At 41.9% G+C, this 14,901-nt stretch carries 10 protein-coding genes; 6 read left to right on the top strand and 4 right to left on the bottom strand.

All coding sequences use genetic code 11. The features are described 5' to 3' along the window. A partial coding sequence (locus HMPREF2573_RS06390) for a DNA topoisomerase (protein ID WP_210383688.1) occupies positions 1–1,663 on the top strand: 1,663 nt, incomplete at its 5' end. A 334-nt stretch (positions 1,664–1,997) separates the two neighbouring features. On the opposite strand, the gene polA is transcribed toward HMPREF2573_RS06390, so the two are convergent. Next, the gene (polA, locus tag HMPREF2573_RS06385) at positions 1,998–4,877 is read right to left on the bottom strand and encodes a DNA polymerase I (protein WP_070472934.1); all 2,880 of its coding nucleotides are present in this window, start codon (positions 4,875–4,877) and stop codon (positions 1,998–2,000) included. 104 nt (positions 4,878–4,981) lie between these two features. After that, positions 4,982–5,290, bottom strand: a complete 309-nt coding sequence (locus tag HMPREF2573_RS06380; RefSeq protein WP_003662663.1) for a hypothetical protein — start codon at positions 5,288–5,290, stop codon at positions 4,982–4,984. A 284-nt stretch (positions 5,291–5,574) separates the two neighbouring features. On the opposite strand from HMPREF2573_RS06380, the gene HMPREF2573_RS06375 reads away from it, so the two are divergent. The 3 genes from HMPREF2573_RS06375 (at position 5,575) to HMPREF2573_RS06365 (ending at position 8,967) form a co-directional block, all read left to right on the top strand. Beyond that, positions 5,575–7,161 (top strand): peptide chain release factor 3, encoded by a 1,587-nt coding sequence (locus tag HMPREF2573_RS06375; RefSeq protein ID WP_003657110.1) that lies wholly within the window; start codon positions 5,575–5,577, stop codon positions 7,159–7,161. 17 nt (positions 7,162–7,178) lie between these two features. Beyond that, the gene (locus HMPREF2573_RS06370; RefSeq protein ID WP_003657107.1) at positions 7,179–8,063 is read left to right on the top strand and encodes a DMT family transporter; all 885 of its coding nucleotides are present in this window, start codon (positions 7,179–7,181) and stop codon (positions 8,061–8,063) included. A gap of 97 nt (positions 8,064–8,160) precedes the next feature. Further along, entirely contained in the window at positions 8,161–8,967 is an 807-nt protein-coding gene (locus tag HMPREF2573_RS06365) for a putative RNA methyltransferase (protein ID WP_003662660.1), read from the top strand. A gap of 108 nt (positions 8,968–9,075) precedes the next feature. On the opposite strand, the gene parC is transcribed toward HMPREF2573_RS06365, so the two are convergent. Beyond that, positions 9,076–11,313 carry a DNA topoisomerase IV subunit A gene (gene parC, locus HMPREF2573_RS06360; protein ID WP_003658691.1) on the bottom strand — a complete coding sequence of 746 codons (2,238 nt, stop codon included), beginning with the start codon at positions 11,311–11,313 and terminating at the stop codon, positions 9,076–9,078. A gap of 133 nt (positions 11,314–11,446) precedes the next feature. Further along, positions 11,447–11,731 (bottom strand): 4a-hydroxytetrahydrobiopterin dehydratase, encoded by a 285-nt coding sequence (locus HMPREF2573_RS06355; RefSeq protein WP_003657103.1) that lies wholly within the window; start codon positions 11,729–11,731, stop codon positions 11,447–11,449. A 489-nt stretch (positions 11,732–12,220) separates the two neighbouring features. On the opposite strand from HMPREF2573_RS06355, the gene HMPREF2573_RS06350 reads away from it, so the two are divergent. Together HMPREF2573_RS06350 and HMPREF2573_RS09620 are read left to right on the top strand one after the other, a co-directional pair. Continuing rightward, on the top strand, positions 12,221–14,179 hold the full coding sequence (locus HMPREF2573_RS06350; RefSeq protein WP_038519006.1) for a DUF4407 domain-containing protein: 1,959 nt from the start codon (positions 12,221–12,223) through the stop codon (positions 14,177–14,179). A 42-nt stretch (positions 14,180–14,221) separates the two neighbouring features. After that, the gene (locus HMPREF2573_RS09620) at positions 14,222–14,884 is read left to right on the top strand and encodes a MotA/TolQ/ExbB proton channel family protein (protein ID WP_226889949.1); all 663 of its coding nucleotides are present in this window, start codon (positions 14,222–14,224) and stop codon (positions 14,882–14,884) included. Positions 14,885–14,901: the final 17 nt, after the last annotated feature.

Below are 14,901 nucleotides of genomic sequence, written 5' to 3'. Positions count from 1 at the left end.
TTTGGCACAGCGTTTGTATGAAGCAGGGCATATTACTTATATGCGTACCGACTCTACTTTTTTGAGCCAAGACGCCCTAAATTTGGTGCGTGAATACATTACAGATCATTTTGGTGATGACTATTTGCCCCAAAAACCCAATTTTTATGGTAATAAACAAAATGCTCAAGAGGCGCATGAAGCGATTCGGCCTTCTCATGTTTTGGTAAAATCCTCGCAGCTGACTGGCATGGAGCGTGATGCTCAGCGTCTTTATGAGTTGATTTGGCGGCAGTTTGTGGCATGCCAAATGATGCCAGCACGCTATCAGTCAGTCAATTTGATGGTTGCCGCTGGCGATATAGAGCTTAAAGCCAAAGGACGGACTTTGGTTTTTGATGGCTATACAAAGGTGCAGCCGCCTGCTAAGACTGATGATATCTTACTGCCCGCTGTTAAAGTGGGTGAAAAGTTGCCTTTGATTGAGATTTTGCCAACACAGCATTTCACCAGCCCGCCTGCTCGCTACAGTGAAGCAAGCTTAGTCAAAGAGCTTGAAAGCCTCGGTATCGGGCGACCATCAACCTATGCGTCTATTATCTCAACCATTCAAGAGCGTGGCTATGTTAAGCTTGAAAATAAACGCCTATATGCTGAAAAAATGGGAGATATTGTGACAGAAAGGTTGGTAGAAAGTTTCCCTGATTTGATGGATTATGCCTTTACCGCAGGGCTTGAAGATAAGCTTGATGAGGTGGCGGTTGGCGAGGAAGATTGGAAAGCGGTGCTTGACAGATTTTATCATGATTTCAAACACAAGCTTGATTATGCCAAGACCACCGATGGCATGCGTCCTAATAATCCAACCAATGTGCCTGATATTCACTGTGATTTATGTCATCGCCCAATGCAGATACGCACAGGTTCAACGGGTGTATTTTTGGGTTGTACAGGTTATAATCTACCACCCAAAGAACGCTGTAAAGGTACCAAAAATTTGATGCCAGTTTCGGCATTTGAGTTTGATGCTGATGATGATTCAGCAGAGGTCAACGCCCTCATGGAAAAAAAGCGTTGCCCAAAATGCAATACTGCGATGGATGGCTACATTGTCGACGGTGGGCTAAAGCTGCATATCTGTGGTAATAACCCTGATTGCGATGGTCATGTGCTTGAAAAAGGTGTATTTGAGATTGGGGGTGCAACCAGTGATACACCGACCATTGATTGTGATAAATGCGATGGTCAAATGGAGCTTAAAACGGGGCGTTTTGGTGCATATTTTGCTTGCCGAAAGTGTGATAATACCCGAAAAGTACTCAAAAATGGTCAGGCGGCCCCTCCTCGTATGACACCCATTGATATGCCCAAGCTGCGTTCACAAAAATTTGATGACCATTATGTGCTGCGTGAAGGTGCAGCAGGGCTATTTTTGGCGGCATCCAAATTTCCTAAAGTTCGTGAAACTCGTCCACCAAAGCTAAGTGAACTTCGTGAGATTAAAGATCAGCTTGAGCCAAAATTTTATTATTTGTTTGATGCACCAGATACAGATGATGTTGGTAACCCAACAATTTTACGATGGAGCCGTAAAAATCAAGAGCAATATGTTGGTTCAGAAAAAGACGGTAAAGCGACCCGTTTCGCCTTGGTTTGGCGTGATGGTGCATGGGTACAAGCCTAGTTATTTTACGCACTTTGGGAGTTTTGTAGGAAATATCGCACAAAGTTTGACGATTTTGGCGTATTTTCATCAGCATGGTTTTATTGCATAATATACCCATAGCAAAGGAGAACCCTGATGGATTGGGGCAAGGATGAAGTGCTATTCATGGAAGGTTGATAAGGATATAGATTTTACGGTGGTAAAATCATGTAAAGTAGCAAGCTGCATTGGTGACGATGCAGCTTGTTGCTTTTATATTGGCGAAAATTAAATTAATTAAATTCATCCAGACAAAAAGGCAAAAAATATGCGACCAATTTAGTCGCACATTGTACGGTTTCAGATGATGGCTTTAGTGTGCCTGCTCCCAGTTTTCACCGATACCTATTTCAACCACGAGTGGGACAGCAAAATCAACCGCCCAGCCCAGCTTTTTCGCTGTATCGGTTAGGGCATTTTGCATCGCTGTTTTGATCAGGTTGCCGATATCATGTGCCTTGTCAGTATCAACCTCAAAAACCAGCTCATCATGCACTTGTAGTAACAACTTGGCATCATCTTTGGGTAATACTTCATCCACCGCAATCATGGCAAGTTTGATAATCTCAGCAGCTGAGCCTTGTAATGGTGCATTAATGGCTGCACGCTCGGCAGCATCTTTAATCATACGATTGCTACTTTGGATATCAGGTGAGTAGAGTTTACGACCTAAAATGGTCTGCACATAGCCTAACTGTTTTGCCATCGTCTTGGTACGCTCCATATACTCTAAAATGGCGGGATATCGTGCAAAATACCGCTTGATATAATCTTGGGCAACGGCTCGATCAACCTCAATCTGTTTGGCAAGCCCAAAAGCACTCATGCCATATAATAGCCCAAAATTAACCGCCTTAGCAGCGCGTCGCTCACTTGGTGTAACTTCGCTGATATCTTTGCCCATAATCTCAGCGGCGGTTGCCGTATGAATATCTAAATTATGATTAAAAGCACGGATCAAGCTTTCATCACCGCTAAAATGAGCCATCAGCCTAAGCTCAATTTGTGAATAATCTGCTGCCAAAATCATACGACCTTTTGGTGCGATAAATGCCTCACGAATCAGTCGCCCCGTATCTGTGCGAATGGGGATATTTTGTAGATTTGGATCAGATGATGACAGGCGACCTGTGCTGGTAAGCGCTTGATGGTAACTGGTGTGGACTCGCCCTTGCTCATCAGCGGCGTTTGCCAGCGTATCGGTATAGGTGCTTTTGAGTTTTGATAAGCTGCGATGTTCAAGTACCACATCAATCAGCGGATGTTCAATTTTTGATAATACAGCTTCTGAAGTGGCGTATTGCCCTGTTTTGGTTTTTTTGCCGCCTGCAATGCCCAGTTTGTCAAATAAAATCTCACCAAGCTGTTTTGGGCTTGCCAAATTAAACGGCTCATCTGCAATGCGTTCAGCCTCAATTTGCAGTGCCATAATTTTTTTATCAAATTCATCTGATAATTGCCCCAAAAAATCAGTATCAATTAAAATACCATCATGCTCCATTTGGGTTAGAATTTGGGCGGTAGGTATTTCTAGATGGTATAACAGTTGGGCAGCCGTTTTATCTTGATTGATGTGTTGATTAAATCTATTAAATAGCCGAAAAGTAATATCCGCATCTTCGCATGCATACTGGCTTGCTGCATCCATGGCGACCTTATCAAAACTAAGCTGTTTGGCACCTTTGCCTGCAACATCTTCAAAAGTTGTGGTCTGTACGCCCAAATAATGCTTAGCCAGTGCATCCATACCATGACGAGTTGCAGCAGCATTGATGACATAGCTGGCAAGCATGGTATCCATTTGCCAAGGAGATATGTTGATGCCATACTTTTTAAAAATATGGGCATCATACTTTAGGTGTTGCCCAATTTTACCGATATTTGGATTTTCCAAAATGGGTTTAAATGCTGATAATACGGTATCAATCGGCAACTGATTATCAAGCAAAACATCAAAATCTGCTGTATGACCGACAGGAATGTAGTAGCCTTCATAATCAGCGGTACTCACCGAAATGCCAACCAGTTTGGCGTGTTGCCAATTGATATCAGTGGTTTCGGTGTCAATGGCAAAGTAGGGCGTGTGATTTAATTTATCCAAAAGTTTGGTAAAATCCTGCTGGGTTGTAATGGTGTGATAAGAGATATCTTTGATGGGCGGTATTGGGGTTTGGCTTGAAAGGGTGTTGTCATGGATATCAATAGATACGGCTTTATCGGTTGGCTGATGGGGCAAATTAAGCAGCTGAGCGGTTTGAGCCATTTCTTTTTTAAATTCTAATTCTTCAAAGAGTGCATACAAGGCAGGTGCACGCTTGATTGTTGTTTCTTGGCTGTGGTCGAGCGTAATATCATCAAAGCTTATGGCAAGTTTTAGGTTGGTAACGATGGTCGCTAAAATGCGATTGAGTGGAATACTGTCTTGATTGTCGGCAATGCTTTTACCAACTGCCCCTTTGATATTGGCAAGATTGGCTAAGATGCCATCGATATTTTGGTATTCGTTGAGTAATTTGGCCGCTGTTTTTTGACCAACTTTAGGAATACCAGAAATACCATCAGACGCATCACCCATCAAGGCCAGATAATCGGCAATTTGTTCACTGGTCACACCAAATTTTTCTATCACACCTGCGTTATCGGTCAACTTGCCAGTAAAACTGTCTTCAAGCATGACACAATCATTCACCAGCTGAGCCATGTCTTTATCGCCTGTGGAGATGATGACCCGATGGCCTTGTTGGCAGGCTTGATAGGCCAATGTGCCGATGATATCATCCGCTTCAAAACCATCAATCTTAATGAGTGCAATGCCCAGTTTTTCAATCATCTCATGAATATAAGGAATTTGGATGCGTAATGCTTCGTCCATCGGAGGACGATGTGCTTTATAGGTTTCGGATAAATTGTGGCGAAAAGTAGGCGCTTTGGTATCAAATGCAACTGCCATATGGGTGGGATGATATTTTTTAATCAGCTTGTTGAGTGCATTTAGTACGCCACGGATGGCATTGGTTGGCAATCCTTGAGAATTTGATAGCGGTGGTAGACCATGAAAGCAGCGAAATAAATAATAAGAACCGTCTACCAAAATCACAGGCGGACGAGTGGTATCAACTTGGTCTGTGGACAGTTTGGCAAGACTTGGGATACTGTTAATATTTGGGTAAGCGGTATTCGTCATGGCAGTCATTGGATTTAAAAATTGGATGAAGAATTTTATATTATAACCAAAAAATCACCGCTTGGGGCATTGGATATCAAAAAGCCCACCGCTTGGATGGGCTTTGGCTTGGATTAGTGATATTCGGTACATTCAATGATGTTATCACGGCAAAACATTTCATGGTTAGCGGCAAGACATTTTTTCTTAACTGCCAAGCGAGCCTTGCCACGGCTCTGATTTTCGGCAGTAAAGGTATCTGTAAATGCCTTGAGTTTACAGACATGGACGGTGTCATCTTGATGGTTGTGGGTGGATTTGTCGATAAGAACAGGCACGCCAACAGGCACGCCAATGATCATTGCACTACCTTGGTCGCTGACTGGTGCAACGCAGGCGGATAAACCTAAAGCGGTAGCGATTATAAGGGCAAATTTATTCATAAGATAACCTTGAGTAACTTAATCATTGCTAATACTAAATTAAAATAGAGTGAAATATGGCTTAGATAAAATTATAGCATAAATTTAGGTTTGGCGTGTTAAGTTGTGATAAAACAAGTGTTTGGATGAATGGTTTGTACTATGTCGTTGCTACCTAAGCGACTGTAATCGTGTCATCACTTGATGTGATTTATGGTATAATAATTTTCATTTTATTTGACTGGTTTAATTTTTGTATCTCACCGTACACATCAATGTATGCATCATCTACAAAAAGGCAAGCAATGACAACCCATTTAACCAATGAAATCAACCAACGCAGAACATTTGCCATCATCAGCCACCCCGACGCTGGTAAAACCACCATGACCGAAAAGCTGTTACTTTGGGGCAAGGCAATTCAGGTAGCAGGCGAGGTGCGTGGACGCAAAGCCGACCGCCACGCCACATCCGATTGGATGAGCATGGAGCAAGAGCGTGGCATCTCTATCACCACATCGGTCATGCAATTTCCCTATAAAAATCATGTGGTTAATCTGCTAGATACCCCAGGACACGCCGATTTTTCAGAAGATACCTACCGCACGCTGACCGCTGTGGACTCTGCCCTTATGGTGATTGACGGTGCTAAGGGCGTTGAGGAGCGGACGATTAAGCTTATGGAGGTGTGTCGCATGCGTGATACGCCCATCATCTCATTTGTCAATAAACTTGACCGTGAGATTCAAAATCCGCTTGCCTTGCTTGATGAGATCGAAAGCGTCCTAAAAATCAAATGCGTGCCATTTGCTTATCCCATTGGTATGGGTCAGGACTTTGTGGGGGTATATAGTTTTGTGGATAACAAGACTTACTTTTATAAAAAAGGCTTTGGTTCACAAATTGTAGAGATTGAGAGTAAAGATGGCTATGATCATGCTGACATTAAGGACAGGCTTGGGCAGATTTTATGGGATGAATTTATAGAAAACATTGAACTTGCCCAAATGGCGTATGAAGATTGGGATGAGCGTGAATTTTTGGCAGGTCGTCAAACGCCTGTGCTGTTTGGTACGGCGTTAGGCAATTTTGGTGTGAACATGATTTTGGATGTGCTGACCCAATACGCACCGCCCCCAAAAGACCATGTGGCAGTAGAGCGGACGGTAAAAGCGGACGAACCTGCCTTTACAGGTTTTGTCTTTAAAATCCAAGCCAACATGGACCCTAAGCACCGAGACCGTGTCGCCTTTATGCGAGTATGTTCGGGCAAATACGAGCGTGGCATGAAAATGAACCATGTGCGTCTTGGCAAAGAGGTGCGAGTGTCGGACGCTCTCATGTTTTTGGCAGGCGACCGTGAGACGCTAGATGAGGCGTATGCTGGTGATATCATTGGTCTGCACAATCATGGCACGATACAAATTGGCGACAGCTTTACCAGTGGCGAGACCTTGAATTTTACAGGCATTCCGCACTTTGCCCCTGAGCTGTTTCGCCGTGTGGTGCTAAAAGACCCGATGAAATCCAAACAATTACAAAAAGGCTTACAACAACTCTCGGAGGAGGGGGCAACCCAAGTGTTTATGCCTCAAATCAACAACGATTTGATTTTGGGGGCGGTGGGCGTGCTACAATTTGAGGTGGTGGCACACAGATTATTAGAAGAATATAAAGTGCAATGCACCTTTGAACCGATTAGCATTGCAACGGTGCGATGGGTTTACTCTGATGATAAAGTCGCTTTTGAAAAATTTAAGAAAAAAGCCCACGACCAGCTGTCGGTAGACGGCGGTGGTTATCTGACTTATCTTGCTCCCAGCCGTGTCAATTTACAACTCATGCAAGAGCGATATCCAGAGGTTGAGTTTCGGGCAACAAGGGAGCATTAGTCGCACGATAAGATCGCATGAAAAAAGATCACATGAAAATTACCACACATACCGATACAGGCTCGGTCATAGGTTCACTTTGGATGGTAGTCGGTGCGATTGGTTTTAGCATCATGGGACTGCTGGTCAAGATGACAGGCACACGCTTTGAGATGCATGAATATGAGTTGGTTTTTTGGCGTGTTGTTTTTGCTGCAACTGTTTTAGGTCTGCAAGCTGCACTAACAAAAAAACAATTTTCAACACGCTATCCACAAGCACATTTTTGGCGTTCTTTGGCTGGTACAATCAGCTTATTTATGTTCTTTTTTGGTTTGGTGCATTTGCCGCTGGCAACTGCCATTACCTTTAGCCACACATCAGCGATATTTTTGGCAATTTTTTCAGTCATTCTTCTGAAGCAATTTCCCAGTCGCCTAACTTGGTTTGCACTCATGTTGGGTTTATGTGGCATTATGCTAATTTTAAGACCCAGTATCCTTGGACATGGGCTATTGCCAACGCTCATTGGGCTGACAAGTGGTGCCATGGCAGGCTATGCGTATCTACAGGTGCGTGAGTTGTCTTTATTGGGCGAACCTTCTTGGCGAATTGTGTTTTATTTTGCAGTACTTGCAACACTCATTTCAGCGATCGCCAGTACAGTGGTAGGATGGACACCCATACAGCCCCAAATGCTACCTTATTTATTTGGTATTGGTCTATTTGCGATGATAGGGCAGTTATCGATGACACATGCCTACAAGGTTGGGCGTAAATTTATGGTATCAGCATTGGGCTACTTGGTGGTGGTACTCTCGATGCTATATGGGGTCATATTTTTTGATGAAGTCTTACCCGTCATGGCGATGGTTGGTATCGTACTTGTGATTGCAAGTGGCATTTTGGCAGGTAAAAAATAAGTGTTTGGCTTAAGCGTCGTGATCTCACATCGCTTAAGCCTTTTGTTTATTGATAACTGTGTTAAACTATCTGCCACATTCCTTAATTCTCAATGCCATGCTTATCTGTCCAATTTGTCATTTATCGCTAAATTTTACAAAGAAAACCTACCAATGTGCCAATCAACACAGTTTTGATGTTGCCAAAGGCGGTTATGTAAACTTACACTTAGTACAACATAAAAAAAGTAAACATCCTGGTGATACGCCTGCTGCTGTGCAAGCACGGCGTGCATTTTTATCAGCGGAGCATTATCAACCGCTCAAATCAGAAATTTTAAACATGATTGGAAATATTCGCCCCAAAACGATACTTGATATTGGGTGTGGTGAAGGTTATTATACCCAAGCTTTGGGCAGCATTTGTGATCATGTGATTGGGCTTGATATTGCCAAATCAGCCATTCAGACTGCCGCTAAAGCTGATGGGTCAAACCAAATCACTTGGGTGGTGGCAACAGGGTCTGTATTACCTGTTGCTGATAAGTCTATGAATGTGTGTACCAGCTTTTTTAGTCCGCTACCAAAAGATGAAATACGACGAGTGCTTTGTGATGGTGGCTACTTGATGGTGGCAGTTGCTGCACCCAATCATTTGTATGATATGCGTGCAGCGTTATTTGAGACGGTAGTTGCACATCACCCCAACAAATCCATACAAAGGCTTGCACCTGAATTTTGTTTGGTTGACCAGGCATATATCACCGCACCAATGCACTTGGATAATACGGCTCTTAAAAACTTAATTGCTATGACGCCTTACGCCTATAAGGCAAAATCTGAGCGGCGTGCTGCACTTGAATGCTGTGAGAGCTTTTTTGTACAAGGTGAATTTTGTATATTTTTATTTAAAAAATTACAATGATTTTGCCATTGCTATGGCAAATATAAAAGACAGGTTTGGGTTAACAAATAAAAACTGCCGATTTTGCCCAAGCGGTCTTAAGATGGCTTGGGCGGTGAAATCGCAGCGTTATTCGGTGTCTTTTTTAAGCTTTGTCATATTGGAGACTTTGCCAAAACCTTTTGGTAATGGGTTGCCACGGTTGGCACGATGTGCAATATAATTGGCGATATCATTAGGATTAAGCGTTAAAGTACGCTTACCTGCTGTAATCACCAAGGCATCAGTATCCGATAAAGCTGTGATGGCAGTGATGGTTTCGCCAGCTTTTAGGTTGGCAAGCTTATTGCCTTTACCCTTAGCAAGTTTGGGTAGCTCATCGCTTGCAAAGATAAGCAGGTTACCATTTGATAAGCTGACAGCGACCAAACTGTCATCATCTTGCATGACAACAATGGGCAAAAGTACACCATCAGCAAGATTAATGCTACTTTTGCCTGATTTTTGGGCAGTGTCTAAGTTTGCAAGCTGATTGATAAATCCATAACCCAAACTGCTTGCCATTAAGACATTTGGGCTACCATTGGTCTGATTATAAAAAAGCAATTGATCAATTTTGGCACCCGCAGGCAAGTTTAAAAGACTGGTAATAGGGTCGCCTTGGGTGCGTGCTGATGGTAGATGTATGCTATCAAGCCCATAACTGCGACCAGTATTATCAACCAAAATAAGCCGCTCGGTAGATTTGCCTAAAGCGTGTGTTAAATAAGCATCACCGGTACGGTAGTTCATCTCGGCAGGGTCTGCATGATGACCCTTGGCAGCTCGAATCCAGCCAGCTTGAGATAAAATAGCAGTAATTGGCTCACTGGCAATCAAATCCACTGCTTTTAGGCTACTGGATTCTGCTCGCTGTACCACAGGTGAGCGACGAGCATCGCCATGCGTTTTGGCATCGGCTGTCAGCTCATCAATAAGTAGCTTGGTGAGCATTTCGGGGTTATTTAGCTGCTCGCTGATGAGTAGACGCTCAGCTTCTAGGCGATCGTGTTCGGCAGTTAGCTCAATTTCTTCTAATTTGGCAAGCTGGCGAAGTTTGATATCTAAAATGGCATTGGCTTGAGTTTGGGTGAGTCCAAATCGTGTCATCAGCTCAATCTTGGGGTCTTCTGCGGTGCGAATGATGTCAATAATCTCGTCAATATTCAGATAAGCGATCAGTAATCCTGCCAAAATGTGCAATCGTTCATTGATTTTATCCAAACGATACTGCAAGCGGCGAATCACCACACTTTTTCGTACCGATAGCCATTCTAGTAAGATACTTTTTAGGTTTTTTACCTCAGGCTTGCCATTGATACCAATCATATTCATATTGACCCGATAGCTGGTTTCAAGGTCGGTGTTGGCAAATAGATGGCTCATGATTTTATCAATATTAAGCTTGCTTTTTTTAAGCTCAATGACAATACGGCAAGGATTAAGGTTATCTGATTCATCACGGATTTCGGTAACCCAAGGCAATTTTTTATCCATCATCAGTTTGGCGATTTGCTCGACAACTTTATTACCTGAAACTTGATAAGGCAGGGCGTTGATGATAACAAGGTGGTTTTGTTTTGGGTCGGTGTGATAAGTGGCACGCATCTTATAGCTGCCCTTGCCTGTTTCGTACATGGCGATCATGTCGTTTTTGGGCGTGATGATCTCAGCCGTTGTTGGTAAATCAGGTGCAGGCAGTGTTTGTACAAGCTGTTTGGTGGACAGCTCTGGATTTTTTAATAAGCGAATACAGGCTTTGACAACCTCGTGTAGGTTATGCGGTGGAATGTCTGTTGCCATGCCCACGGCGATGCCTGTCGTGCCATTTAATAAAATATTAGGCAGGCGGGCGGGCAATGTGACAGGTTCGGACAATGAGCCATCAAAATTGTCTTGCCAATCAACCGTGCCTTGCTCAATCTCACCAAGCAGTATATCGGCATATCGGCTCATATTAGCTTCGGTATATCGCATGGCAGCAAAGGATTTTGGGTCATCAGGACTGCCCCAGTTGCCTTGTCCAGTAATCAGCGGATAGCGGTAACTAAACGGCTGTGCCATCAGCACCATGGCTTCATAGCAGGCACTGTCGCCATGTGGGTGATATTTGCCCAAGACATCGCCAACCGTACGAGCGGATTTTTTGGGTTTGGCGGTATGTTTTAATCCAAGCTCACTCATGGCATAGACGATGCGTCGCTGGACAGGTTTTAGTCCATCAGCAATGTGCGGCAACGCTCTATCCATGATGACATACATGGCATAATTTAGGTAAGCGTATTCGGTAAAGTCGCTCACCGAACGAGTATCAATCTGTGTTGTCATAAACTGCTTTATTATTACTTAATCAAAATGTATCGGCTATGATACCAAGATTGGTTATAAAAAAGCAATGGCACACCGCTTGGCATCTTAAAGAAGGCGGTTTGTTTTAAAAATGATTTGGGTAAAAGTAAAATTAGGCAGCAAAAGCACTTTGCATCCGCTTGGCTAATTGGACATCACGGCTTTGAACGGCATGCTGGTCAGCTGTACCGATGCGTACCAAAATGCTGGTGTGATTATTTTCCCAAATGGGGTAGTGTTCTAGTATTTCAGCATAAAATGCCACACGCACCATAAAGCTTATGGCATCAGCAAAGCTTTTAAAATGATAAGTTTTAACCAAGCTATGACCATCAAGCGACCATCCTGGTAAGCTGTCAAGTTGAAGGGCGACCTGATCGGCGGTAAGGCTACTCATATGAACTCCAAAATAAGCAAGATGATGGCACAAGTTTAGCATATTCTTTAGCAGATGTATTAACTATTTATTGACGACTATTTATTGATTATTGACGACTATTTATTGATGACTGTATTGATTAATCAATGTACGAAATATACTAACTGATGTATTGCTTAATTGTAAGTGATACTAAGCTTTTTGTCTTGATTGGTGAATTAAAGCGTGCGATAATACGCTATTGGCTTGCTTAATTTTTCTTAACCAACCTTGATTGATTATTTTTTTTATTTTAATTAAGCATTGATTATACAATCCTCGAAAAACTTAATTTAATCTTTTTAACTTAAAAATACCCCTATTTTGTTGGCAAAAATTTACCAAATTCACCCGATATTGGGCGGGTTTTGATGGATAAGCCAGACAGTTAACATCATGGAGATGATATAAAATGAACCAAGTCCCCCCCCCCGATAATTTAGCAAATATCAATAAAAAACCCAGTATTTGTTGCGTTTTTGGTATTGGCTGACTTTAAAAGTGTACTATGATAAGCTTTTAACCAAAGGGGCAGCAAGTTATTTGACCATTATCTCGGTTCTTGTTTTTATGGCTGCATTTGCTGAGGGTTTTGCATGGGGGCATTTGGGCAGTACTTTTACTCATGATAACCCATGGCTGGGTAGAATTGGCTTGGGCTGCTTTGTTGGCTTTGCGTTGCTATTTTTTGATCGGCAAATGATTACAGCCGATTTTTTAGAAGATAAACATAAAAGACAGCTATTACCATATCTTCACAATATTGAAAAGCCTCAAGCGTCTTCTGGTTTTGTGGGTAAGGTGCAGGGTTTTTGGTATTATTTAAGAAGCCTTAAAATTTATCTATTCTTGGTGTGCCGTTTGGCTATTATTCTTGGCTCTTTGTATGTTACCGCACCATTTTTAACACAAATTTTATTTAAAACCGATATTGAACAAAAACAGTTTGAGCAATACGAACAGAGTATTGAGTCTGCTAAAAATGAGATCATCGGTAAAATTGATGATGAAATTCGTGCCAAAAAAGAGAAAATTAATAGCCTGCGTGTCAAATTGGATACTGAAATTAGTGGTGGGCGTGGTACAGGTCGAGGCAAAGGTCCTATTGCCCAAAATTTGGAAAATGAAATCCTTGAGCATAAAGCAGAATTAGAGACACTCATCAAAGATCGTAATGACAAAGAAAAGAAAATTGAGGATGTCATCATTGGGTATAATGACAAGACATTAGATGAAGGTGTATTAACAGCACTTGGGATTAAGGTTGCCAAAGACAGTCCATTATTTCGTGAACGAGCCATTGAGCAGTTAGAAAAAGACTCCGCCTATCAAAAAGTTAAACAAGCAGTGGATTTTTTCTTACTGGGTTTGGGCTTAATTTTGATTTTAGGTAAGTTTTTTCAGACCAAATCTGTACAGCTTTATTTTTCAGAAATTCTACAAGAAAAATGGCTAAAATACGAGCGAGGGGTTTTTGATGAATATTTAAACCCTACCGAGCGAAGCAGTAGCCTTTTACCTACCACAACAGCATTTCCTGCTGAATTTGAAGCCATGATGGTCAGGTATAATAACAATATTTCTGAATATGAGTCTCAAGAAAGACAAAAACGAGATAAAGAAAAATCAGACCATATGGCTCAGCAAGCTTATTTTTTGGGGCGTGCCAAAGAATATAAAGACTCACATGCAGAGTTTCATAACCGTGCGTATAATCAAGAAGTAACAGAATTGGCATTGGCAGAAATAGATGCACAAGAGCAGGCTTATTTGGCAAAGTATGGTAAAAATTATTATAAATGGAGTCATGAAAAACAGGCGTTAAGTGATGAGCTGCAAGCCATCGATAAAGAATACAAAAGCAAGCAGAATGGTCGTCAGGAATATGAAGAAGAACGGCTTGCTAAGCTTGAACAAGTCCAAAGGGATTTGGATATTTTAAAGGTTAAAGTTGTAGGATCAGAGCATGATTATACGCTAGAGGGAACAAAAACCTATGAGCATATCCAAAAGTCTATTGCTTATCATAAGCAGCAAATCAAAGCGTTGGAAGATGCACATTTAGAGTATGATGAAAATTTGGTTAAATTGGCAAAACAGATGACCTATTTGACCCAAGAGATTGAGGGGCTAAACCTTAAACTTAAACCTTATTATGATAAGCTGGCAGAGTTTGAACAGTATCGTGAGGTAATTTATCAAAAACGCCTTGATTATATGTCTGATCATATCAAACATAACCCTTATGATGATTATAATACAGAAGAGGATTTGGCGTATTATGCAAAGCATCTACAGCAAGAAGCCAAAAATAGTGAAAGTGGTTTACTGGGGGCACGCACCCACTGGCATCGAGTACCGAGCGACCCCCAAGTAAAAATACCGTCTCATCAGGCAGAAATGCTATCTCATGAATCACAAGATTAGTGATAAGATACCCACAATTAAGCACTCGGATTAAGGTGAATTATGTCTACTTTTGCACTTTTATTTGATGTCATCACGGCACCTATTAATATGGCATTTTTGTTGGTCATGTTAGGGTTATTTATCATAGGGTGGGTTGCTGTCGGTCGTGATGATGGTCATAAACCTAGGCATTTTATCGACAGTATTCCCACATTGCTGACATCCATCGGCATTTTGGGAACTTTTTTTGGTATTGTATTGGCTTTACTTGCCTTTGATGATAGTGATATCAAATCTCATATCAATGACATCATCTCGGGCATGAAAACCGCCTTTATTACTAGCGTGACGGGGTTATTATTATCAATTATCCTAAAAATTTGGGCATCTATTCATCAAGATAAAAGCGAAAATCTTGATTTAGACCAAGTGGATGCCAGCAATATACTTAAATTTATTGAACACCATCTTACAGAGCAAACCAACACACAAAAAAAGACCGCTGTTATTCATGAAGAGTTGTTACAAGCATTAACCACGCATCATGAATATGTCAAACAAAATAATCAGCAATTTGCTGCTAATTTGTGGGATAAACTTGAGAAAACTGCCCAAATTCTGACCAAATCTGCCACCGAAGAGGTGATTTTGGCACTCAATCAGCTTATCAAAGACTTTAATCATCAGCTAACCGAACAGTTTGGGAAAACTTTAAGCAGTTAAATCATGCCGTCTTTGAG

This window comes from Moraxella sp. HMSC061H09, assembly GCF_001809255.1.
In the GTDB taxonomy this organism is placed as follows: domain Bacteria; phylum Pseudomonadota; class Gammaproteobacteria; order Pseudomonadales; family Moraxellaceae; genus Moraxella; species Moraxella catarrhalis.
This window is presented reverse-complemented; position numbering and strand designations above follow the sequence as displayed.